General features: G+C 34.4%; 34 protein-coding genes. 3 read left to right on the forward strand and 31 right to left on the reverse strand.

Going from position 1 to position 19,382, the window contains the following annotated elements; all coding sequences use genetic code 11:
- Positions 1 to 25: 25 nt before the first annotated feature.
- The 11 genes from A6049_RS01920 to A6049_RS01980 all read right to left on the reverse strand — a co-directional run bounded on the left by A6049_RS01920 (position 26) and on the right by A6049_RS01980 (position 4,845).
- Positions 26 to 271, reverse strand: coding sequence for a hypothetical protein (locus A6049_RS01920; protein ID WP_063562966.1), 246 nt, complete (start codon positions 269 to 271; stop codon positions 26 to 28).
- A 34-nt stretch (positions 272 to 305) separates the two neighbouring features.
- A complete protein-coding gene (locus A6049_RS01925) occupies positions 306 to 752 on the reverse strand; it encodes a hypothetical protein (protein WP_063562967.1) in 447 nt (148 codons plus the stop codon).
- A 9-nt stretch (positions 753 to 761) separates the two neighbouring features.
- Positions 762 to 1,475 carry a Gabija anti-defense Gad2 family protein gene (locus A6049_RS01930; protein WP_240321278.1) on the reverse strand — a complete coding sequence of 238 codons (714 nt, stop codon included), beginning with the start codon at positions 1,473 to 1,475 and terminating at the stop codon, positions 762 to 764.
- Positions 1,476 to 1,518: 43 nt separating this feature from the next.
- Positions 1,519 to 1,887, reverse strand: a complete 369-nt coding sequence (locus tag A6049_RS01935; protein ID WP_063562968.1) for a hypothetical protein — start codon at positions 1,885 to 1,887, stop codon at positions 1,519 to 1,521.
- Entirely contained in the window at positions 1,888 to 2,163 is a 276-nt protein-coding gene (locus tag A6049_RS01940) for a hypothetical protein (RefSeq protein ID WP_063562969.1), read from the reverse strand.
- Between the two features lie 215 nt (positions 2,164 to 2,378).
- Positions 2,379 to 2,618, reverse strand: a complete 240-nt coding sequence (locus tag A6049_RS01945; protein WP_063562970.1) for a hypothetical protein — start codon at positions 2,616 to 2,618, stop codon at positions 2,379 to 2,381.
- Between the two features lie 23 nt (positions 2,619 to 2,641).
- Positions 2,642 to 2,872: a hypothetical protein gene (locus A6049_RS01950; protein WP_063562971.1), complete on the reverse strand. Its 231-nt coding sequence runs from the start codon at positions 2,870 to 2,872 to the stop codon at positions 2,642 to 2,644.
- Positions 2,873 to 3,797: 925 nt separating this feature from the next.
- Entirely contained in the window at positions 3,798 to 4,004 is a 207-nt protein-coding gene (locus A6049_RS01965) for a hypothetical protein (protein ID WP_063562974.1), read from the reverse strand.
- A 22-nt stretch (positions 4,005 to 4,026) separates the two neighbouring features.
- On the reverse strand, positions 4,027 to 4,221 hold the full coding sequence (locus A6049_RS01970; protein ID WP_063562975.1) for a hypothetical protein: 195 nt from the start codon (positions 4,219 to 4,221) through the stop codon (positions 4,027 to 4,029).
- Between the two features lie 22 nt (positions 4,222 to 4,243).
- Entirely contained in the window at positions 4,244 to 4,579 is a 336-nt protein-coding gene (locus A6049_RS01975) for a hypothetical protein (RefSeq protein WP_063562976.1), read from the reverse strand.
- 20 nt (positions 4,580 to 4,599) lie between these two features.
- Positions 4,600 to 4,845, reverse strand: a complete 246-nt coding sequence (locus tag A6049_RS01980) for a hypothetical protein (protein WP_063562977.1) — start codon at positions 4,843 to 4,845, stop codon at positions 4,600 to 4,602.
- 98 nt (positions 4,846 to 4,943) lie between these two features.
- Between A6049_RS01980 and A6049_RS01985 the strand changes: the two genes are divergently transcribed.
- Complete coding sequence (locus tag A6049_RS01985; protein WP_063562978.1) at positions 4,944 to 5,189, forward strand: hypothetical protein; 246 nt, start codon at positions 4,944 to 4,946, stop codon at positions 5,187 to 5,189.
- 39 nt (positions 5,190 to 5,228) lie between these two features.
- Here the strand turns inward: A6049_RS01985 and A6049_RS01990 are convergent, their stop codons facing one another.
- The 17 genes from A6049_RS01990 to A6049_RS02065 form a co-directional block, all read right to left on the reverse strand.
- Complete coding sequence (locus tag A6049_RS01990; protein ID WP_063562979.1) at positions 5,229 to 5,555, reverse strand: hypothetical protein; 327 nt, start codon at positions 5,553 to 5,555, stop codon at positions 5,229 to 5,231.
- Entirely contained in the window at positions 5,552 to 5,992 is a 441-nt protein-coding gene (locus A6049_RS34530) for a DarT1-associated NADAR antitoxin family protein (protein ID WP_481852078.1), read from the reverse strand. The genes A6049_RS01990 and A6049_RS34530 overlap by 4 nt, the downstream gene beginning before the upstream one ends.
- 13 nt (positions 5,993 to 6,005) lie before the next feature.
- Complete coding sequence (locus tag A6049_RS02000; protein ID WP_145921886.1) at positions 6,006 to 6,365, reverse strand: hypothetical protein; 360 nt, start codon at positions 6,363 to 6,365, stop codon at positions 6,006 to 6,008.
- Positions 6,337 to 6,717 (reverse strand): hypothetical protein, encoded by a 381-nt coding sequence (locus A6049_RS02005; RefSeq protein ID WP_063562982.1) that lies wholly within the window; start codon positions 6,715 to 6,717, stop codon positions 6,337 to 6,339. Before A6049_RS02005 ends, A6049_RS02000 begins: the two co-directional genes overlap by 29 nt.
- A 215-nt stretch (positions 6,718 to 6,932) precedes the next feature.
- Positions 6,933 to 7,277 (reverse strand): dATP/dGTP diphosphohydrolase domain-containing protein, encoded by a 345-nt coding sequence (locus tag A6049_RS02010; RefSeq protein ID WP_063562983.1) that lies wholly within the window; start codon positions 7,275 to 7,277, stop codon positions 6,933 to 6,935.
- Positions 7,278 to 7,293: 16 nt separating this feature from the next.
- Positions 7,294 to 7,800 carry a 3D domain-containing protein gene (locus tag A6049_RS02015; RefSeq protein WP_063562984.1) on the reverse strand — a complete coding sequence of 169 codons (507 nt, stop codon included), beginning with the start codon at positions 7,798 to 7,800 and terminating at the stop codon, positions 7,294 to 7,296.
- A 4-nt stretch (positions 7,801 to 7,804) separates the two neighbouring features.
- Complete coding sequence (locus tag A6049_RS02020) at positions 7,805 to 8,194, reverse strand: hypothetical protein (RefSeq protein ID WP_063562985.1); 390 nt, start codon at positions 8,192 to 8,194, stop codon at positions 7,805 to 7,807.
- A gap of 49 nt (positions 8,195 to 8,243) precedes the next feature.
- Positions 8,244 to 9,416, reverse strand: coding sequence for an AAA family ATPase (locus A6049_RS02025; protein WP_063562986.1), 1,173 nt, complete (start codon positions 9,414 to 9,416; stop codon positions 8,244 to 8,246).
- A gap of 85 nt (positions 9,417 to 9,501) precedes the next feature.
- Entirely contained in the window at positions 9,502 to 10,653 is a 1,152-nt protein-coding gene (locus A6049_RS02030; RefSeq protein WP_063562987.1) for a hypothetical protein, read from the reverse strand.
- A 338-nt stretch (positions 10,654 to 10,991) separates the two neighbouring features.
- On the reverse strand, positions 10,992 to 11,360 hold the full coding sequence (locus tag A6049_RS02035) for a hypothetical protein (RefSeq protein WP_063562988.1): 369 nt from the start codon (positions 11,358 to 11,360) through the stop codon (positions 10,992 to 10,994).
- A gap of 292 nt (positions 11,361 to 11,652) precedes the next feature.
- Positions 11,653 to 12,033 carry a hypothetical protein gene (locus A6049_RS02040; protein WP_063562989.1) on the reverse strand — a complete coding sequence of 127 codons (381 nt, stop codon included), beginning with the start codon at positions 12,031 to 12,033 and terminating at the stop codon, positions 11,653 to 11,655.
- Between the two features lie 59 nt (positions 12,034 to 12,092).
- Positions 12,093 to 12,227 (reverse strand): cyclic lactone autoinducer peptide, encoded by a 135-nt coding sequence (locus tag A6049_RS32425; RefSeq protein ID WP_095205922.1) that lies wholly within the window; start codon positions 12,225 to 12,227, stop codon positions 12,093 to 12,095.
- Positions 12,220 to 12,753, reverse strand: a complete 534-nt coding sequence (locus tag A6049_RS02045) for an accessory gene regulator B family protein (protein ID WP_063562990.1) — start codon at positions 12,751 to 12,753, stop codon at positions 12,220 to 12,222. Before A6049_RS02045 ends, A6049_RS32425 begins: the two co-directional genes overlap by 8 nt.
- The gene (locus A6049_RS02050) at positions 12,750 to 13,394 is read right to left on the reverse strand and encodes a hypothetical protein (RefSeq protein ID WP_063562991.1); all 645 of its coding nucleotides are present in this window, start codon (positions 13,392 to 13,394) and stop codon (positions 12,750 to 12,752) included. The genes A6049_RS02045 and A6049_RS02050 overlap by 4 nt, the downstream gene beginning before the upstream one ends.
- Positions 13,395 to 13,511: 117 nt before the next feature.
- Positions 13,512 to 14,537 carry a phage lytic cycle repressor MrpR family protein gene (locus A6049_RS02055; protein ID WP_063562992.1) on the reverse strand — a complete coding sequence of 342 codons (1,026 nt, stop codon included), beginning with the start codon at positions 14,535 to 14,537 and terminating at the stop codon, positions 13,512 to 13,514.
- A 1-nt stretch (position 14,538) separates the two neighbouring features.
- On the reverse strand, positions 14,539 to 15,852 hold the full coding sequence (locus A6049_RS02060) for a DNA sulfur modification protein DndB (protein WP_063562993.1): 1,314 nt from the start codon (positions 15,850 to 15,852) through the stop codon (positions 14,539 to 14,541).
- A gap of 204 nt (positions 15,853 to 16,056) precedes the next feature.
- Entirely contained in the window at positions 16,057 to 16,257 is a 201-nt protein-coding gene (locus tag A6049_RS02065; protein WP_063562994.1) for a hypothetical protein, read from the reverse strand.
- 171 nt (positions 16,258 to 16,428) lie between these two features.
- Between A6049_RS02065 and A6049_RS02070 the strand changes: the two genes are divergently transcribed.
- Positions 16,429 to 16,656 (forward strand): helix-turn-helix domain-containing protein, encoded by a 228-nt coding sequence (locus A6049_RS02070; RefSeq protein ID WP_063562995.1) that lies wholly within the window; start codon positions 16,429 to 16,431, stop codon positions 16,654 to 16,656.
- 4 nt (positions 16,657 to 16,660) lie between these two features.
- Here the strand turns inward: A6049_RS02070 and A6049_RS02075 are convergent, their stop codons facing one another.
- Positions 16,661 to 17,029: a type II toxin-antitoxin system PemK/MazF family toxin gene (locus tag A6049_RS02075; RefSeq protein ID WP_240321279.1), complete on the reverse strand. Its 369-nt coding sequence runs from the start codon at positions 17,027 to 17,029 to the stop codon at positions 16,661 to 16,663.
- Between the two features lie 212 nt (positions 17,030 to 17,241).
- On the opposite strand from A6049_RS02075, the gene A6049_RS02080 reads away from it, so the two are divergent.
- Positions 17,242 to 17,727 (forward strand): hypothetical protein, encoded by a 486-nt coding sequence (locus A6049_RS02080; protein WP_063562996.1) that lies wholly within the window; start codon positions 17,242 to 17,244, stop codon positions 17,725 to 17,727.
- On the opposite strand, the gene A6049_RS02085 is transcribed toward A6049_RS02080, so the two are convergent.
- Both A6049_RS02085 and A6049_RS02090 read right to left on the reverse strand, forming a co-directional pair.
- Complete coding sequence (locus A6049_RS02085) at positions 17,724 to 18,602, reverse strand: HNH endonuclease (protein ID WP_063562997.1); 879 nt, start codon at positions 18,600 to 18,602, stop codon at positions 17,724 to 17,726. The genes A6049_RS02080 and A6049_RS02085 overlap by 4 nt on opposite strands.
- Before the next feature lie 54 nt (positions 18,603 to 18,656).
- Positions 18,657 to 19,274, reverse strand: coding sequence for a hypothetical protein (locus tag A6049_RS02090; protein WP_063562998.1), 618 nt, complete (start codon positions 19,272 to 19,274; stop codon positions 18,657 to 18,659).
- Positions 19,275 to 19,382: the final 108 nt, after the last annotated feature.

The raw sequence follows: 19,382 nt of genomic DNA on the forward strand, positions 1-19,382 counted from the left end.
TCCTTTTCTCTGTGAAATTGCGACTTCATTTGCTTATTTGTTTAATCATATGATCCAATGTGTCTCTTAAAACGATTGCATCTTCAAGTGAAAAATCCACTCCAGCTCCACCAATACTACCCTTTACAGTTACATAGAATTCGTCATCTTCACCGTGCTCTAATGCTTTTTGAGGACTATCATGATTCCAAAACAATTGAAATTCAAGCCCATCTTTATTTTCAATCTTCAGTTGTAATCCCTCTTGATCTAAGTATTGATTGTTTGCCATTCATTCACCCTCCTCTCTTAATGAAATCACGATATCATTTAAGATTTTCAATTTCACTCATTAGCATTTGTTTATATTCATCCAGTCTTAGAATATGAACATGAGTGTCTGGCTCACTGTGGTAATATCCACTTTCATCGTCAATTTCAAATTCCTTCTCGGGATCATAGCAAGTGTAGAGTACATATGTATTGGGGAAGGTCATAATATTCTTATCGTATTTCTTGCTGTAGCCACCATATATACTTTCTTCTTCGTATCGGTTCATATCTTCAATGCTTTCAAAGTCCAGTACTTCAGCATCTTCAACTGACAAATGCACACCTCTACGTTTGATTTTGCAGTAATTGAATTCGTAACTCTCAGCTTGATGCTCATGATCAAATTTCTGTCCATTGCTTGTTTCCCATTTTACTTCTACATGTTCACCGACTTTTACATTTTCAAAAACCGGAGTTTTAATCTCTATTTTCTTAGTCATAAAATCCCCCTATGAGCCAAAATGTCTGTCTGCTTTATTGCTATTCAGAATCTCAATTTCCTTATCAGTAAAACCTACGCTATGTAATTTCAATAACACCTTACTCATTTCTTTTTGTGTAATAGTCATCCCACGCTGTATAAATCGCGGAACTCGCACAATAGTCCCAACAATGTCTCGTGCTCTCTGTTCGTTATAAACCAATGCGTTCCCCTTCAGATAAGTCCAGTCACTCAGTGCATACACTCGCTTATTCTTCCAATAGAACTGATTGTGTTTGAAATCAAATTCCATGATCACATCCTGCGGATCTCCCACCCACTGAGTAATAATCTGATACTTCCCAATAGAAATTGCATTGTTTGTGATGATTAAAGGCAAGTCGCAATATGTTCCACCACTCATATCACTTCCATGATATCCAGCATGATCAATAAAGTATTCCCTGAGCTCTTCAACGAGCGAATCATTTACCAAGAAGAAGTCGTAATCCTTCGGTTGCTTGTCGTGATATAAACTATATATACATCCACCTGAAATATATGCTTCACTCTCAAACCGCTGCCACAACTGAGTTGGCAGTAGTTTGATCAATTCATTTTTAACTTCTCTTAAGTGATTGCTAATGTCTTTCAGTTTTTGTTTATGTATTTCTTCGCCACTCTTATGTATCGTCTTTCTAAAAAAACTACTCTTTAACAGTAACCGCTTAATTACGTTCAACAACTCAGCTCCCTTTCTAAGTGAAATTCTCATTTCATGTGCTTTAACAATACGATCCAACTTTACGTCTAACTGTGAATCCCTGTGCATCTAAGTAATCATTTAATTCGCGCGCGCTAATGTTTCCATTATATTTACTCTCTATATCTTCAATTAAAATGTCTACTGCTTTATCGGGCTTCTTGAATGGTTCTGTTGGCTCTGAAATCAATATGTATTTTGTAACTCCACCATCTAATTCTTCACTATGTATTTTATATCCACGTACATATAACTCTTGAATACGTGCATTGTATCGTAAAGCAATCTTATTTAGTTCTACGTTGGTTACTCCTGAATCTCCGGCTCGTTTCAAAGTTGCAATGATCTTATCCCTTTGAGTCTCTGTTCGTTCTATTGTCTCTTTATTCATTTATTCTCCCTTCTTTAATCTTGCTTCCTTAAGACGTTCAGCGGCTGCTTGTTTTTGTTCTTCTGTCCACACTCGACCACTACTCTTAGCCCGGAATGAAACTTGTCCATAGTCACCTTTAAAATAATGTCCTCCATGCTCATCTACACGTAAAAGTTCTAATCCAGCTTTCTTAATCTTAGTAATGGTTTTAGGTGAACAACTGTATACTTCCCACTCATTAGTTTCGTCATTACAAACACAAACTGTCTCACGTTCAATAGCAGTAAAACTCAACCAACATCAACTCCCTTATTAAACTTCCCCTTTAACGACAAATCCTATGTTATTCTTCTGTTTATAGTACTCCTCGGCAGGTAATTCCTTTTCAGTTGCTCTTCTGCATCTCAAACATCTACTTAAAGATTCAGACTCATAAATTTCGCCATCACACTTACAGCATTTGTCATTCACTTGCAATTCTCCAATCTCCAAGAAAGTTTCATTTTATTCTATTTTTGTTCAGCAGAATCAAAGAAATTATCAAATGGTTCTAATGCTCCATTCTTATGCCAATTCGCAATTTGCAATCCTGCACCATACAATTGACGAAAATAATCATAAAAAGATTTTAGATTATCAATTTCTGTTTGTTGCTTTCTCACCTTTTCTGCTAAAAAGAGATCCATTCTAGACCAATCACTCTGTAAATACTCTTCTCTGTATTCTTTCAATTCTTCAAACTTATCCATGCAAATAATTCTCCTCTCTTAGTTTAGCTATGCCATTCTATATTCATCACGTTTACTTTTCCATTCATATCTTCATTTTGAAAGTAAACAAATCTGTGTTCGTTTCCCCAAGGCATTTTTGAAAACTGTTGCTCAATCTTCTCTTTGTCTGTGATATGAACCATTTTTACTCTAATATTTTCTACTGCTTCCTCGAAAATTGAGCAATTACGTAGGATACTTCCATTTTTCAAGCCGATGTCTACATTAAACATCTGACATTGCTCCCTTGCTGAGTATTGTTAATTTCCTTGCTCTACTCGTAATCGAGTATATACATGTCCGCATATTTTACATTTTTGCTCATGAGTGTACCAAGAATCTTCTTTTAGCTCTATCAACTCATACTCATGTTTGTGGTTGCTTTTCTTGGGCACTTAAAAACACTCCTTTTCTAGAAGAAATGCTGAATTCATTCAAATTTGATAATCGAATATCGGTTGTAATAGATCGGGGAATTCAAGCATACTCAGTCTTGTTTTTCTTAAGTTTATGTCTGCGACATCCTTCAGGATTTCCTTTAGAAGCATAATACCTTCGACATCACGATAATCAATATCGTTGTAGGGAACACCGTCCACATACAGTAGGCAATCATCTAAATGATTCATAAGTATTTCAATTCTCTTCATTTTTCTTTCATCTCACTTCTTTCGTTTTGGATCTCTTTGAGTTAATTGAATTTGGCTACTCTTAAGAGGAATGCTAGTGTGAAAGATAGGATGATCCAGACTCTTAATTCGAATTTCAAGTTTCCTTTTAATTCTTTTGCTTTTTGTCCGATTCTGAATATGTATGAGTCTGTTTAGTGTTCTATTTATTAAGTAGACTCTCACCCAAGGTTTACCAATGTGTGGCATTAATTTTCCTAGAATACTGGAGTTAATTTTTGCATCTTGGACTGTTAAAGTGGCTGATGTTGGATAAGAAAGGTTAACTGGTCTATTGATCTCAGATTTGCTCTCTGACTCTGGTTCACAGTCAAACTCAAACAGCACTTCCTTAGTTTCTATGTTTATGAATTGTGCTTTAATGTTTTCCACTTCCCCTTCTATGTAAAAGATCGATTTCATTTAAAGATTAAATTAAAATATTGATTACTGTAAGAAGAATACCCCTTTATTATGAATAGAATTCAAGTTACATTGCCCCTTGGAAATAGAAGTTTGGTAGCAATTCTTTTAATCTAGCTGTAGCTTTATTGTTCAATCTATCATCCTTCTTATCACTAAGGAGAATTTCAATATTAACACCTCCACGACCATCATTCTCTGCTGTTACTGTAGCCTTTACTCCCTCTTCTTTTAGAATTTTTCTGATACTAGTTAAAGTCTTGTTAGTGTCCACTAGTCAGACCCCTTTCCTATTCTTAATCCTGATCGTCATATATGTATTCAAGTTCAAACTCTACATCTAATGCCTCTAACAAATTCCTTACAACATCCATATCAACATCTGTATATGTGCCAACCAACTTTTCATTAACAATTAACTCTGTTCCCCATTCACCACAACAACCATCTGAGCAGCTATAATAATATTCTCGGACTATAATTTTGTTCAATTTTCTCTTCCTCCTTATTAACTCAGAAGAAATGCACACAATCTCTCCAGTTATATTCACCATTTTGCAGTTCTCCATAATAGGCTGGAGGCATTATCTTTACCAAGATGGAATTAATCACATCTGAAACTACAGATAAAGACTTGTCAATATAAACTGTCTGATATCTATACCCTCTACATCCTTCAGTATATTTCTTAGCTCTGTACGTACCAATTGTGGTTTTGACATGATCTTTTGTCCTCTTGATGATAGATCTCTCAGGCAAGAAACTGACTAACTCATTCATCTTCTCTTCTGCCTTTAATTGGTCATCTGAAAATATCATCGTGTTAACATACGTAGCATTCATACTCATGTTGTTCCCCCCTTCCTAGTTCAGTATTGGACAAAAACTTCCTTGCCCTCTTTAAAATCATTCCATGCATGTAAGAATGCTGTATAGTTCTCTATCGCCTGTTTTGACGTTTGAACTCCACACCCGTTGTAACTTTTATGTGTAAGCACAGCTTTTCCTTTATTGCCGCTATGATATTCTGTTAAAATGTCGGGATGAAGAATTTCTTCCCACTCTTTGTTTTCACGGATAAAGTCTTCTTGCACTGCTCTACGTGAGAACTTCAATTGTGTCCCTCCTTTCTATGTGAAATATCAATTTCATTTGAACCAATGTTCTGTTAACTGTATACTAAATTTATAGATATTACTGGGAGGTTTAAATAGTGTACAAAGTAATTATAAAGTATAAAAAGAAGTCTCAATTTCAGCGAGATCATCTCGTTAATATCATCGGCATGGTTCCTCCAGCTTACCGCGCTGGCGTTACTGTCAATGCAATGTCTGATAGCATGTTAAAAGGTGGAACATTCACAATAACATTTGAAAAACAAGATTACGCCGATAAGTTAGCTTCCAATATTTTTGAAAGCTATGGGAACTATATCGATATTACAAAAGAATACGAGTAATCTTTCTGGGGAACAGAAGTAATTGTTCTCCTTTCTTGATCACAGAATCTCCTTAACTTCCGTCTCTGTGATTTCTTCTTCATCAATGACATTAATAGTTATTCCATCAACTGGACTATCCCATTTCTTAGAGTCAAATCCATAGTAATCTTTAACCCTAACCTTCCCATATCCCTCTAAGAATGAATCGGTACGCTCTGCTTTGCGAACTCTTTGTTCAGCGATCTGTTGTGCATGTTCTTCAAGCGAGTTAAATGAATAGAATGTCTCTCTAAACTCTTGCATCCATTCTTCATTTAGTGCGTTCTCATCAATTTCAACTTCATATGTATTACTTGTGGTAACTTCTACTTTGAATTTTTTCATTGTGTGACTCCTTCGACCTTATTCTTGAACAAATCCATCAATTCCTGATAATCATCCACTAAAGACTGTCTACCTACTTTTATGTATTGTCTTACTACATCTGCCTGACAATTCAAGCTTTTACCTTTGAAAATGTCATTGAATTCATCAAATTGTTTCGCATATTCTACAAGCTCTGGATTGTTGTCCAAGTAGTTAACCCACAACATCTTATACCATTGAGATAGTAATCTTAACTCATATTGTCTTCCGTTCAATTCAATGTGTGTAGGTTCCTTGCCTTTTGCATCCTTCCAGTTAGAAGGTTTAAATTCACCAAACCTTTTGCTAAGTTGATAGTGGTTTTCTATTGAATCAAACTTTCCCCACGCTCTAACTTTCGCATAAAAGGCAGAATAGCGTTTATCTTCTTTAGACGAGCATTCGAGAACTTTTATACTTGACTACCCTCTAGTATGTATTTATCGCTTTTTCAATATCGTCCAATATTTCCTTGATTTCTTCTGAACTCTTTCCAAAAATTGAGCCACCACTTGATTTAATCTCGAACTTGAAGTTGTCCTTGTTCATCTCTGGTTCAACTGGAACAGTGTTATAGATCAATGTGCCTTTTGGGAAAGTCTTTTTGGTGTAGCTGTCGCAATAATCTTCTTTAAGCTCTGTTAAACCTTTACATCCTCTAATTTGCTTAACGCTTTTCTTTGATCTGATCCAGCAATGACCAAGTGTTTTAAACTTATGTACTTCTAAAAGCAAACCTTCTCTGACTCTCCATATATCTTTAATTGCGTGTGATTGAATTTTTTCCATATGTATCGATCCGTTTCTGTAGTTTCTTTTTAATTCGTTTGTTCTTTGTCTTGTTTTTCAATTTTGTTAATTTATCTGCTTCTACTTGGTTCAAAATTTCACTAGTTTTCTGATTGTTCCAGATTAGAAACTGTGGCTCTTGTGGAGGAAGACCTTCAACTTCTCCAGATGACCATGTCTCGGCTTTAGCAACCTGATCTCCATACCAACTTACATGTAATTTATTGGCCTTCACATTGCCTTCAATGTCCATTTTAAACTTGTCTTCCTTAAATACTTCCGCTGCCAACGGTTTAACTGGTGTACTAAATTTACTTGCTACTTTTTTAATGAATTCTTTAAATTTACTCATTCGATCTCTCCTTGTTATATGAATTTATATTTCCGATGAAATACAGCTTTTACAGTGACTCAAGGCGCTTAATTAACTCTTGTACCTTAAGTCCATATTCAGTTCTACTTTGTTTTGCTGCTTCAATAACCTTACTAATATCACTCTGTTTAGAGACGATCTGTTTGACCATCTCATCTACAGAGGTTTCACTAATGTATTTAATTGTTTTAAGCCTATTCACAAACTACTCTGTTTTTCTGATATTGCTGATTTTTCAGTTCTACAGCTTGCGCAAACATTGCACGACACATAATATGCGATAGATGCTCATCAGAGGTATCTCCAGCCAAATAAGCATATGCATGAATCAACATGTGATTGATGTGATCTCTTACTTCAATGTTCATCCAATTATCTGCACCATATTTATCTGCTCCATACTTTAAGACTTTCGTCATTTCAAACATTGCTGCTGGATTGAGCAAGTCGAATCGATACAGTACTTGAGACTGCTTCCCGCCAAGTTCGTTGATAACTGTTGGAGCGTCTTTCCCTACTCCTTTGACAACTTCATTCATATGTATTCATCCTCTACTAATCAATAATTCTGACTCTTACGTTCTTCTTTCGTCCAAACTCTAACGCTGCATCCAAATCCTCGATAAACAAATCTAATTTTTTACCTTTGATTGCAGATCCAGTATCTTGTACAGTACGCTCTCCTATGCCTTCTATGTAAATCTTAGTTCCCATTGGCAATAATCTTGGATCTGCACTCACTGTAACCCCTTCTTTTGTGTGAGCCCCTGAAGCCGTAATGCCATAGTTCTTATCGCCTTTTACTTTTCCTGTAGACTCTTTTCCGTTCGTGTACGCAGAAATCTCAAAATACATCCATTTATGTTCTTCGTTATTTTTCTTACTCGTTGTTTCTTTAATTTGCTTAACTTCCTTTTGAGCGACCTTCTTAGACTCATCCGACTTTTCAACTTTAACACTCTCGATTTTAGTCGTGTTTTTCGCTTCTCGTGCTTGATTGGCACTTTCTAATCCTGCCTGACCAATGGACAGTGCCAACAATAGAGATAGGAGTACTTCCAACGTATCACCTTCCTGATATTTGATTATAGTAAAGCCCCACTATTTCAAGTGAGGCCATATGAAAACTTATGCTAGTGTAGTAGGATCTTTTTAGGTCACCGATCAAACCAACGATTTTCAGCATTTCGTCTACATCTGCTTTGGACAAAATTACTTCATTTTTGTGTAAGTGTGCCAATTTTTCATTGTCTGAGACAGGACTTTTCTTTTTCTCTTCATTTACAATCGAAATTGTAGAAATCTCATTCCGATGAATGATCACTGTTCCCAGCAAGAAGAAGCTATCTTGGTACTTAGGATTGTTAAGATTGAGGGCCAGTTGTTGAAAGCTTGTTGTGTCTGTTTCTGTCTGATATCTCTTACCTGTAAATGTTTCAATAACGATGTTAGTCAAAAATATGTCTCCTTTTCGGATAAAATCTGTCTTTCACAAACTCTATGTATTATTCAGGCAACTTGAAATTACTAATAAAATCTAGTGCTTTGGACAACGCTTCAACATCTGCAACTGATGGATAATTAGCCGTACCAAGCAACATCTTAAACTCTGGAACTACAAATTCAGTAAGTTGAACATTTGTAAAACGATCTTTCTGTTGATGAATTCCTGCAATTAACTCTTCAGCAGTAATCTTTGCCTCTTCTTGTTCTCCAAAGTCTTTAGCTTGTTCATCACGTTCTTGTTCTTGCTCAACTTTTAATTCTTCAATGTTTTTCTTAGTTTTTTTGAGCTGACCCTTAACAGCATCCTCAAATACTTTAAGAAAGTTAGTTGCACTATACTCTACTGGCTCCTCTGGGAGATCAGTGTATCGACCTCCTGCGATAGAAATATATTCAGTAGGACGGAACACCATAACAGTACGTGTCTCATGGAAGTTGCTACCCTTTTCTCGGCCTTTTTTGTCCTTAATGTTATCCGACATTTCGTCACCATCTTTGTTTACCACAACTACCTCATTGAACAAGCAACAAATCAAACTGGCCTGTGATTCGAAGATCTTTCGTGCTGTAGCATGCATCATCAATTCAACAGAATTATATTTCATACCATTATATAGTGTAGTTTCTTTTTCCTTTGTCCACCCTAAACCGAGCAAACCATAGCCAGCATTACGAAGAGCGTCGAATGGTTTTTTCATTTCCTCATAAAGAGCTGTATAGCCATTCTCTACATTGCCAGATGCATTACCCAGATCTTGTAGCGAGACAATAGAGTTCTTCGCATATCTCTTAGCTCTATCTTTTAACAACCACGAAGTTGCTGCATCCACACATCGGTCAGCAGTATCAATACCAATGAGTTTTACAATTCTTCCTTCCTTGGCTTCTTTTACGAGGCCCGGAACAACTTCTTTCTTGAAAAACTCCCATTGTTTCCAAGCATCTTCATCTGATCCTTCTTTATGAATTGGAATGATGTTGTCCAATTCCCATGTCTCATATCCGGGCTCAAACGCCAACAGGAGCGCCTCATCAGGTGAACTATAGTGTAGCTCAGTAACCTCTTTCCAAAGGCGTGTTTTACCTGTTTTGTATGTACCAACAATAAGACTCATGATTGAATGAAGTTCCACTTTAGGCGTATTTTTTTGTACTTTATTTCTCCAACTCATTTAAATAAATCACTCCATTTATATTATTTTATTATATTAATTTCATTCGTTAGGAGTGTCATAAGACACCCCATGACAATGTTTCTTATTGAGCAAATGGATCATCGCTCTTATCAGTTGAGAATGGATCTCCTCCAGTCTGATTAAACGGATCATCAGACTTATTTATATTATTAAATGGATCGTCGCTTGTTAGTGCTGCTGTTTTTCTAAATTCCTCTTCAGTCAACAGTTCTCGCATAATACTGCCTTGAACATAGCTGATTACTTCCAATCCTTTTTTGTCTCCATTGGTTACACGTTCTTGTCGTGTTACTTTCTCACTGTTATCGACTTGGCTAAATGGGTCATCAGATGCAATTTCCTCAACGATATCTACATAAGCAAATGTTGCTCTATTATTGTCCTGACCTGTTGCTTCGATAAAATCATATGTATTGAGTGATGCGAATGCATCTGCCATTGGAATACCCTTCTCGACTTCTTTATGGTATACCATGAGTTCTACATCTTTCGGTTCTGAACGTTCTTTCCCATAATCCAAGAACACTGCATTGACTTTTGTATCTTTATTGTCATCTTGATATGTGCTACGAATACCAAGTTGCATACTGAAGTAATTCACTTCTCGGAATGCTTCACTATTGAAATCTGTAACATAATCAAACTCTTGTCCAGCATGTTTTACAGTCTGTGTAGTTCCATCATCATTTAGGAGTACTCCATCCTTAATTGGTCGAACAGATGAAATTACTCGCTTTACAAATACTTTTTCTTCAGTGCTATTGTCTGGTGTAAAGGTGTCAAATTGGTATTGCCCTCGAATTTCATACCATTCACCCTCTTCAATTAACTGACCCAGTCGTTCTGCCTTATCCCAATCAACCTCAATTGGGTGATATGTATCATCAGGGAATTTTGTTTTGTCATTGCGATCAGCCCATACTACCTTAACTGATCCACCTTGTGTGCGGCTGTAAGGGTAAGCGAAAGGCTGTTCCATACCCGCAAGTTCAACCCGTAGTCGATTGCTCAATGCTGTTTCAACCTCAAATTGAAGAACTCGACGAGGCTTGTTTGTTCGAGTTGTTGTTTCTTGATAAATCGGTTGTTTCTCCCAGCTATCGGTTACTGGATCTTTTTTGTTTACTGCACTAACCTTACCAATAAAACGAAATGAGCTTTTGAATTCTTTACCTTGATGATTCTTGTTTACCTTGATTTTGTAGTCTGCCATTGATTAATATTATCTCCCTTTGTGTATATGTATTTTTTGATTGTGTGTCTCTCTAGATATTCAGTTACATTGGAGGACTTCTCAATCTGCTCGTCATGCGTTCCACCACCTTTTCAGAATAAACTTGCTGCCTCTATATAATCACGCAAAGCGTGTTATTTTAATCTCCGTTATTCTTTCATATACTCTCTTATGCTTCTGTTTTCAAATCCAATTTCTTGATGAAACTATTACTTCATCATTTTTTCGTGTTAAGCACCTCATATATCCATTATATGCATTCATTATCATTTTGTAAATATGTATTTTCATTCTTATTTTGTTGCCGGGTGATCCGGCTACAGAAAATACCCAGTAAAACTATTAAATTTAACATTTGGGTCTTTGATGTGATAAGTATATATAGTAATTGGATCAATGCAATTCAGTTTGCTTAACTTATCACTATTGATGCGCTCTTGAAATAGGCGCTCCAATGCCATAGGCGGGTTTACATTGTAGGCTTCTACAAACTCATTTTGCGACCTGTAGCGCGTTTCTGAGATCTTCTGAAATCTATACTGCATAAGCCAACTGTTAATTTGCTTCCCATTCATACCGCTGCACTGTCGTACAAATTCTTCGTTGTTTCGATAGTCTTGAAAAAAGAAATTAGCTATAGTAATAAGTCCTATCGACTTCTTATCAATATTCAAGGTGTTTTTCATATTTTCATTTCCTCTCGTATCTTATGATGAATACTGGGTGTGATTTATCTTATGTATTTATTTTAATCCATCTTTTAGCACTTGACAAACACTTTAACCCCCCGACTAAAAATGCTTGACAAGTAGATAATATTGGAAAGTTAGCCATCTTAATGTCGATAAGTGTCGAATAGAACATATATAGAACTTGTGTTCGTATTCCTAATTATACAACAATTTATGAGTTAGTCAAAGCATATATACCATTTGGCAACATATTTTATTACGTATTTTTATTCCTTATAGGTTGATATCACTTCTTACCAAACAACTTCTTAAAATACTCTTTTACAACACTCTTTCGGGAATCTCCTATGATCTCTATGTAATCGTTCGCCTGTACATCAAAAAACATCTTACCTTTTTCAAAGTCAATATGTTCTGCATGATATAAGTTACCCATTCTACCACGATCTACAACGACTAATCCATGATGCTTGTGCATCAAATGCATGATTGCATCATTGCTTGTACAATAAATGAAATCTCCCCCATCAGTATGAAAAACAGTCTTATATTCCTTTTTGCCATTGATCAACTCTTTACTCGAAGATTTAATATCAACAATCTTTAACCATTCGGCTTCATCATTTATTTTTTTTCCCTCTTTCCTCTGGACAATAATGTGATCCATTCTATTACACCTCTTTTGATAAATCTGCCCTCCACATTTTAAAGTAGAGGGCATTGTTATTATTTTAATTCTTCAGGTACTGGCTCATTGTGAATCAATGTCCAGCTTGCAGTATTAACGCCAGCTACAGCAATAGCTGTCAGCAAAAATCCAAATGCAGTCATACCAAATTTCATCATTTTAATTTTATTCATTCCTATCACCTCCTTTCAAGCGAATCAAAAGGAGACTTTGAGCAAACATCGAACAACTGATAATGGGGTCTCTTATTAAAGCTCCCACTAGTACCGTAAGAATTGCTATGTACTTTAAATATATAAAATATTTACTAAGAATCTTTGTTTGGTTCTCAATATTTGATGGTGCGAAGATTGTCACCAATATTAAGGCTGCTATAGAGAATATCCATTCTACACCTTCAAATAAATTTCCGAATGTCGCAATTGTCAGCATCAGTATGCTTGAGTAAATCAAACATATTTCAGGGTATTCGCTATGATATCCTCCAGAAGAGAGCCGCAAAGCAGAAAATGACAGAATACTTATTAAAACATTATTATAAATGTTAAACATCAAACCCACAAGTAACAATAACATTATAGGTAAGATATTTGAAACGATAAACTTTATTCCGTATCTGGTGATCCCATATGGCGGCAATTCAGTCGGAAAACGATCAACTAATTTTCGTGAAATATTGTTTACATAATTATCTATCATGCCAACTCACTCTTTTCCTTAACAACATCAATGAATATAATATTGATTAGACATATTAACCAGAATAACAGTCCTAGGTATACATTCTCAATTTGCTTTACATTGTATAATATCACTACTGCCAACAGACCCAGAGTACAACTGATAATATTTGTTTTATTGAGTTTAATTTTAAACGTATAATCATAAGGTAGTGTGGTGTACCAAATTCTTCTTTTTTGCAAAATTAACGTTAGAGCTATTAGAAAACCATCGCCTATCAATTGAATGTACATCCCGAAATTTTCAAGAGTATAAGTATAGCCTGATCCAGAGGCCACCATGATTAAAATGGCTATTATCATTTGAGAAACAAATTGTGCTCCGAATCCGTAAATTGCTAACTTAACACTACTCCAAGGTCTTATCCGAAAGTAAAATGTAAGTGATATAGCCAGTAACAGAAAGCATATGATGGGAATAAAACTTGATATTGCTTCATTTGACTTCATGTAAAAAGTGCCTATTGAGATAACTACGTTTGTGACTAATATTTCCTTCCAATAATCTCGAAAACTCACTTTAAAACAACCAAAGGCGAACATAAAAATTGTAATACCATCTAATAAAGACATTAGTGCATAAATCAGATCGTTTTTCATTTCATCTTGTCTCCCACTGTTTAAGAATAAATATATGTATTTGATAAACTAAGAATAACATGCATTTATTATTAAGTCAAACACTTTTATAAAAAAAAGAAGAATAAAGGATTAACCTTATTCTTCTCCATAAAACTTCTCTATATTTTCAATGTTTAAAAAATCAGCTTTTAGTCTTCCATATGAGATTTCACCATTTTTACCTATGCCTACATTATATTGCCTCAACACTTGCTCATAATCTTCCTTACCCAACTTTTTGTCATTTTCATAATACAACTCACTAGCCAACTTTAGCATCCCACTGTTTCGTATGTTCGTCGCAGTTAACATTGGTAACTGGTACATTTCAGCAATCCTGGCTATCCTTCTGTTTATTAAAGCTGGAGCAGATGGAGCATTACCAGAAGATTTTGTGCGCGCGTTTTCGGCAGCTCTTATTATATAGTCAGTCTTGACTAGATAATTTTTGTTGTTTCTCATTCCTTCAAAGTCAAGGCCATTATTCTTAAAGTATATATCCTCGTCATTTGCTATTCGCATTATATTGTACAAGTCAGATGTAACCTTCAGAGTTCTTTCTTTGTTTCCATCAACAGTTTCATTAACCAAGCGAACATTGTAGTGATCTGGATCATCATTTATTTCCTCAAAGAATTTCATTTTTAATGTTAAAAGCTCACTATATTGTCTACCATAGATTCCTTCGTATAGACCAAGTATTACCGCTTTATCTTGATAATTTATACATTCGTCAACAACATCTTTCTTAATTTCAGTGTAACTAAAGAGTGTTTGCTCACTCGTGTCCAAAAATTGTTTATAAAATTCTCCAGACGCAACTGCATCAAGTGGATTTATGTTGTCAGTACGAAGATCCTGTTCAATAGCCCATCTTATATAATTTTGAATAATATTGCCTGAATGCATTACAGTACTAAGTTTAGTAGCCTTTAGAATAAACAATAACTGTTTTATTTCATCTAAATTAAAGTCATATAGGTCTTTTCCAAGTTTGTTTTCTATTTTTGCAGCTCTCAACAATACTCTACTATATGCTTTTTTTGTTGATTCAATTTGATCTTTTAAGTACCTATTCTTTTGATTAGGATTGTAGAACTCCTCATAATATATCTTGTTCATTTTATTTTACACCTCTAAAAATAGATTCAAAATAACTTATCAAGTTATTGCGCGCTAAATTATTTCCTCTTATGCCCTTAGTACTCAACATACCTATCAGTTTTTCATCATCAAAATCGATCTGGTTAATCATTTCATTTAAATCTCTAAGATTAATATCTTGTTCTTGCATATATTTAGACAGCACAATGTATCCTATAAACATTAAAGGGTGTCTCATTACAGAGTTAGTACTTTCTTTAGCTTTTAAGGAGAATTCATCTGGATATTTCCCCACAAGGTATGCGAAAAAATCAACCAAATAGTCGCTAGTCTCTAAAACATCAAACTGTATTTTTAGTGGATAAACTTTATCTATAGTATATGAAAGGATATCAAAAGTCGTAAGCTCGCCTGCTGGTATACTAACTTGAGATGACGATGCTATTTGTTTACCTATTTCAGATTTTCTTTGTAGGTTAGCTACCACTTTATCTGACATTCTTTCTTGAGCAAGCTCTTTTCTTCTTTCTGTCTTAAGAACATTAATTGTATTTATTTGCCCAAAGAATTTTTGAGCTGTCTCATGATCATAAGTTCTCACAGATAGTATTTCAACTAAGTCAGCATTCGGATTGATCTCTAGAGCAGCCAAGGCTCCCTGAAGACGATGGAACCCATCCAAAATAGATATTATAGCACCATCATTTATAGTCAATGTTCTAGTTTCTTCATGATAGGTTACTGGTTCTATCTCAGTTGAATATACGTTTAATACTATCATATCTTCTAAATAATCATTATCAGCCATTTTTTTAGAAATGCGCTTTACACTGGCTTTATTTACTATTGGTGTTTTGACTATACCACCAGAAGCATTTGTCTTATATTTAGCACCACGTTGAGTTTCATAGTCGTAAATTATTAGCTGACTTTCAAACATTTTTACTAATTCTTTTATTGAAATCTTTGTTACAAAACTGTCGTACTTTATTTTTATAACATCATTTAGCGGGATAGGCAGGTATATCTTTTCACTTATTGTTTGACCAAGAATATCCAAAGCATCTCTAACTTCTCTGTCTCCAAACAAGGTCTCTGTATGTAAATCTCTATCTTTAGTTAACTTATATACTGCAATAGAGATACCTACAAGTAGTGGAATATCCACTTCCGAAATTATTTCCTCATTAGCTAGTATAGACTCAACCATTCCATAAGGCACATTTAATTCAGCAAGAAATACATTTAATTCATTTAATGATTTTCTTGATTTCTTAACTACATTTAGGCTTTTAATTATTCTTATTTCAATCTCTTTTCGATCAATTTGCATACTTATGTACACTCTCCTTTAGATTCATTATAGCATATAAGCATAAATATAATACATTATCTAAAGGGATAACAATATATCTTTATTATTGCTTCATAATATTTTAACAATTAAATCTCACTAAAAAGCTGTTACTTAACTTCTGATAACTAATTTACTACAATTTTATTGCTATTGCAAAACGTTTATATAGCAAAAAAAGCCTCATAATACTTGAGGCTTCTCATTATCTTTAATCCATTGTTTTAGATTTAAATTAGTTTTTATTATTGTATTGTTCTCATTATCATAAATTCTATAACCATTAAACATGAAATTGTTTAGTTCATGAGGTTTGTTTGTTCCAATACCTAAAAACTTCCATGTCTCTAGCTTCGAATTTGAATCATATTTTACCAACTTCATTAAACAATACCTCTTCATACAAACTAAGCCCCTCTGTTACTACGATAATTAACATGTTAAAATGAAGATTCATGAATACTCCCATTGCTTTGGGAGTCTTTTGCTATGCAAAAATATTGGAACGATTTTCGTTCCACCTTACTTCTATTATTATAAAAGGAGACTTTTTACATGTCAAGTTCTAATACTAATTGGTGGTTTGAGATAACGCTAGAGCAAATTCTTGCTTCAAAAGATATATCTAAAAGAGAGCTGTCTAGGCTAACAGGAATTAGACATTCTACTATTAATGATTTATGTAATAATAAGGTCAAACAAATCCCTTTAAGTAATTTAGCTTCTATATGTGAGGCATTAAATATTACCAATTTAAACGAGCTAATTAAACTACATAAGTAAAAGATTACATTTGTAACGATATTGACAATGCTTTACTTATTGGCTGTTGAAATTTTTCTGGAAGAGTAGCAATTTTAAACTCTAATTGATCTTTGGATATGGTCATTATCTGCTCTAATAGAATAATACTGTCGTCATAAAGTTCAATTTCATTTGCCTCTACTCTAACATGGGTAGGCATTGGCTTTTTTACCTTGCTAGTAACAGGAGCCACAATAACTACTGGACTAAACTTATTTCCTTTATCATTCCCCAAAACAACTACTGGTCTCTCTCCGCTTTGTACGCTACCTTTATTTCTTCCTAAATTAGCGTTCCACATATCAAGTCGTTTTACTTCTTTATTCATAATTCGATCCATAGCCACTGCCATGATATCACACTCCGCATTTTCATTATATTTATTGTTTATATATGTCTTTCATCTGTATATTTATTATTATAATAGATTAAACTTCATATAACAATAGGGAACTTATGTTCTGTCAAGCATTTTTAGTCGGGGGGTTAAATATTTCCAAAACAAGGTATAATCTATTGACAAATAGGATATATATGTAATTAAAAGTAATCTGAGGTGAAAACATGATAAGAAAAGATAGTTGGAGTGCTGATGAGGATAAATTGCTAGCTACTATTGTATTAAACTATATAACAACTGGAGAAACACAATTAAAAGCATTTTATGATGTAGGTCTAGAGCTTGATCGCACAGCCGCTGCCTGTGGTTTTAGATGGAACTCTTACCTTAGACACAATTACAATGAAGAGATTATAGAAGCCAAGAATAGAAAATTAAACAATAAACGCTCTTCGAGAAAGTCTCCTCCATTTACTCTTAATATTGAAGACATCGTTGAATACCTTCAAACACTTAAACAGGAGCTGGCGATGTCTGAAGCCCAGATAAGGCTAATCAAGGTAAAGATACAGGATGTATCGTTAGAAATTGATTCTAGGCGCTCTGAGCTGTCTCTGGATACGACTCAAAATAGGAATGCTCTTGCAACATTGCTAGCTAAAGCAGAGGAATTAGGTCTATACACACACAACAAAAAACCCGCCATTTAATTGGTGGGTTTTGTTATGTATTCATTATCATTAAAAATATCTTCTGCAAGTATCACTAATTCTTTTCTGTGTTTACCGATACCAAGAACATTTCCTAAGTTTCTCTTTTCATCGAGAACGTACAAAATATACTCTCGTTTATTTCTGGTTTTTACTATCTTATAATCTTTTTTAATTTCTAGATATTTCTGATACTCTATGGTTATCCAAGTTGTTAATTTTCTGAATCTATCAATACAATAGAATGGTTGCTGAGAATACCAATTTAGCACACCACTTTGATGTTTGCTGCTATTGCAACGTCTACAAGCAGGTACTGCGTTTCTCAAATCGTTGTACCCTTCATGATCCACATGATCCTTCTGGAGTTTCTGATTGCAATTTCTTTTATTTTCTTCTTGTGTAATACCACAATATGCACATTTGTATTCAAAGAAAAGTAAGCATTTGTTCCATTCAATTGATGTGATGTCATGAATTCTATGTAATGCAGCGTAAAAATACACTCTATCTTTATTGTTTCTTTGATAATTAAGGCTATACCCGCTTTTACGTTGCTCTAGCCCATGCTTCCGTCCCCACTTCTTATACTTTTCACTTTTCCTATATTTCTCATGTTGCTTATAACTTCTCTCTTTGTTTGTCTTTTGATTTTCACAAGAGGACAAAATTGCAGACTTTTTACAGTAAGGATATAGCCCATCAATTGAGTTGTTTTTATTGATATAAAAATACTCATCTGTCGAGGGATGATAATCATTGCACTTATTGCATAATTTATGATCTACTCCTTCGATTTCTTGGTGCAGTTCATTCCATTTTTTTGCTCTTCTTAGATCTTTTCTGAGATTTATTTCTTCTTTACTAAGTCCCATATAGTAGCAAATTTCTCCCTTTCATATTATTATTGTTCGAATCAAACTTGCATTTTACTCAGAGACCATCATTTCATCAATGTATCGTTCAAAATCTGCTTCTCTTTGCATTTCAGCCAAGATATCTCCATAGTCCTCAATCGTATCTTCAAATCTAGCCCCTTCAAAATATTCAATGAAATTCGGAATGTGAAGTTTAAAGAATTCCATTGTCAATTCAAAAATAGCTTGTTGTCTAACTAAAAGTTTTAACATTTCTTCATCGGATATAAAAACTTCGTAATGCATGAACTGGTTTCTCATCTTGTTAAGATATGTTAGAGAGCTGTGATATTCTTCGCTCACCTCCAAATCGTTCTCCTTGCATATTTTTATAGCTTCAGATAAGGTTACTGTTTTTAAGTTTGGACTTATTTCAAAAACATTGCTTTTTCCAAGTCTTAGCATCTCTTGCTTTGCGATTTCATATTTTCTTTGGTTGCTGAAAATAAGTGATTCGTCCTTTGCTTTAAGAACATATTTAAAAAGGATTTCAATGCCATGATTAAGGAAAAAAACGATATCCTTAAGGTAATGATCTAATCCCTCTTGTAAGTCGTTTAAGACCTGCATCTTGTTATAAGCAGACTTAAGTGAATCTGCTCCGTTTTCTAACAGATCGAATTTAATCATAAATACACATCCTCCCTGTATGAAACATGCCTTTCACATGAACTTCCAATTTGCCAATTCCTTTTTACCCAATGTGTATTTATCTTTAATTGATCTCAAATCGTTGAG

The organism is Paenibacillus sp. O199 (genome assembly GCF_001636635.1).
GTDB classification, from domain to species: Bacteria; Bacillota; Bacilli; order Paenibacillales; family Paenibacillaceae; genus Paenibacillus; species Paenibacillus marchantiae.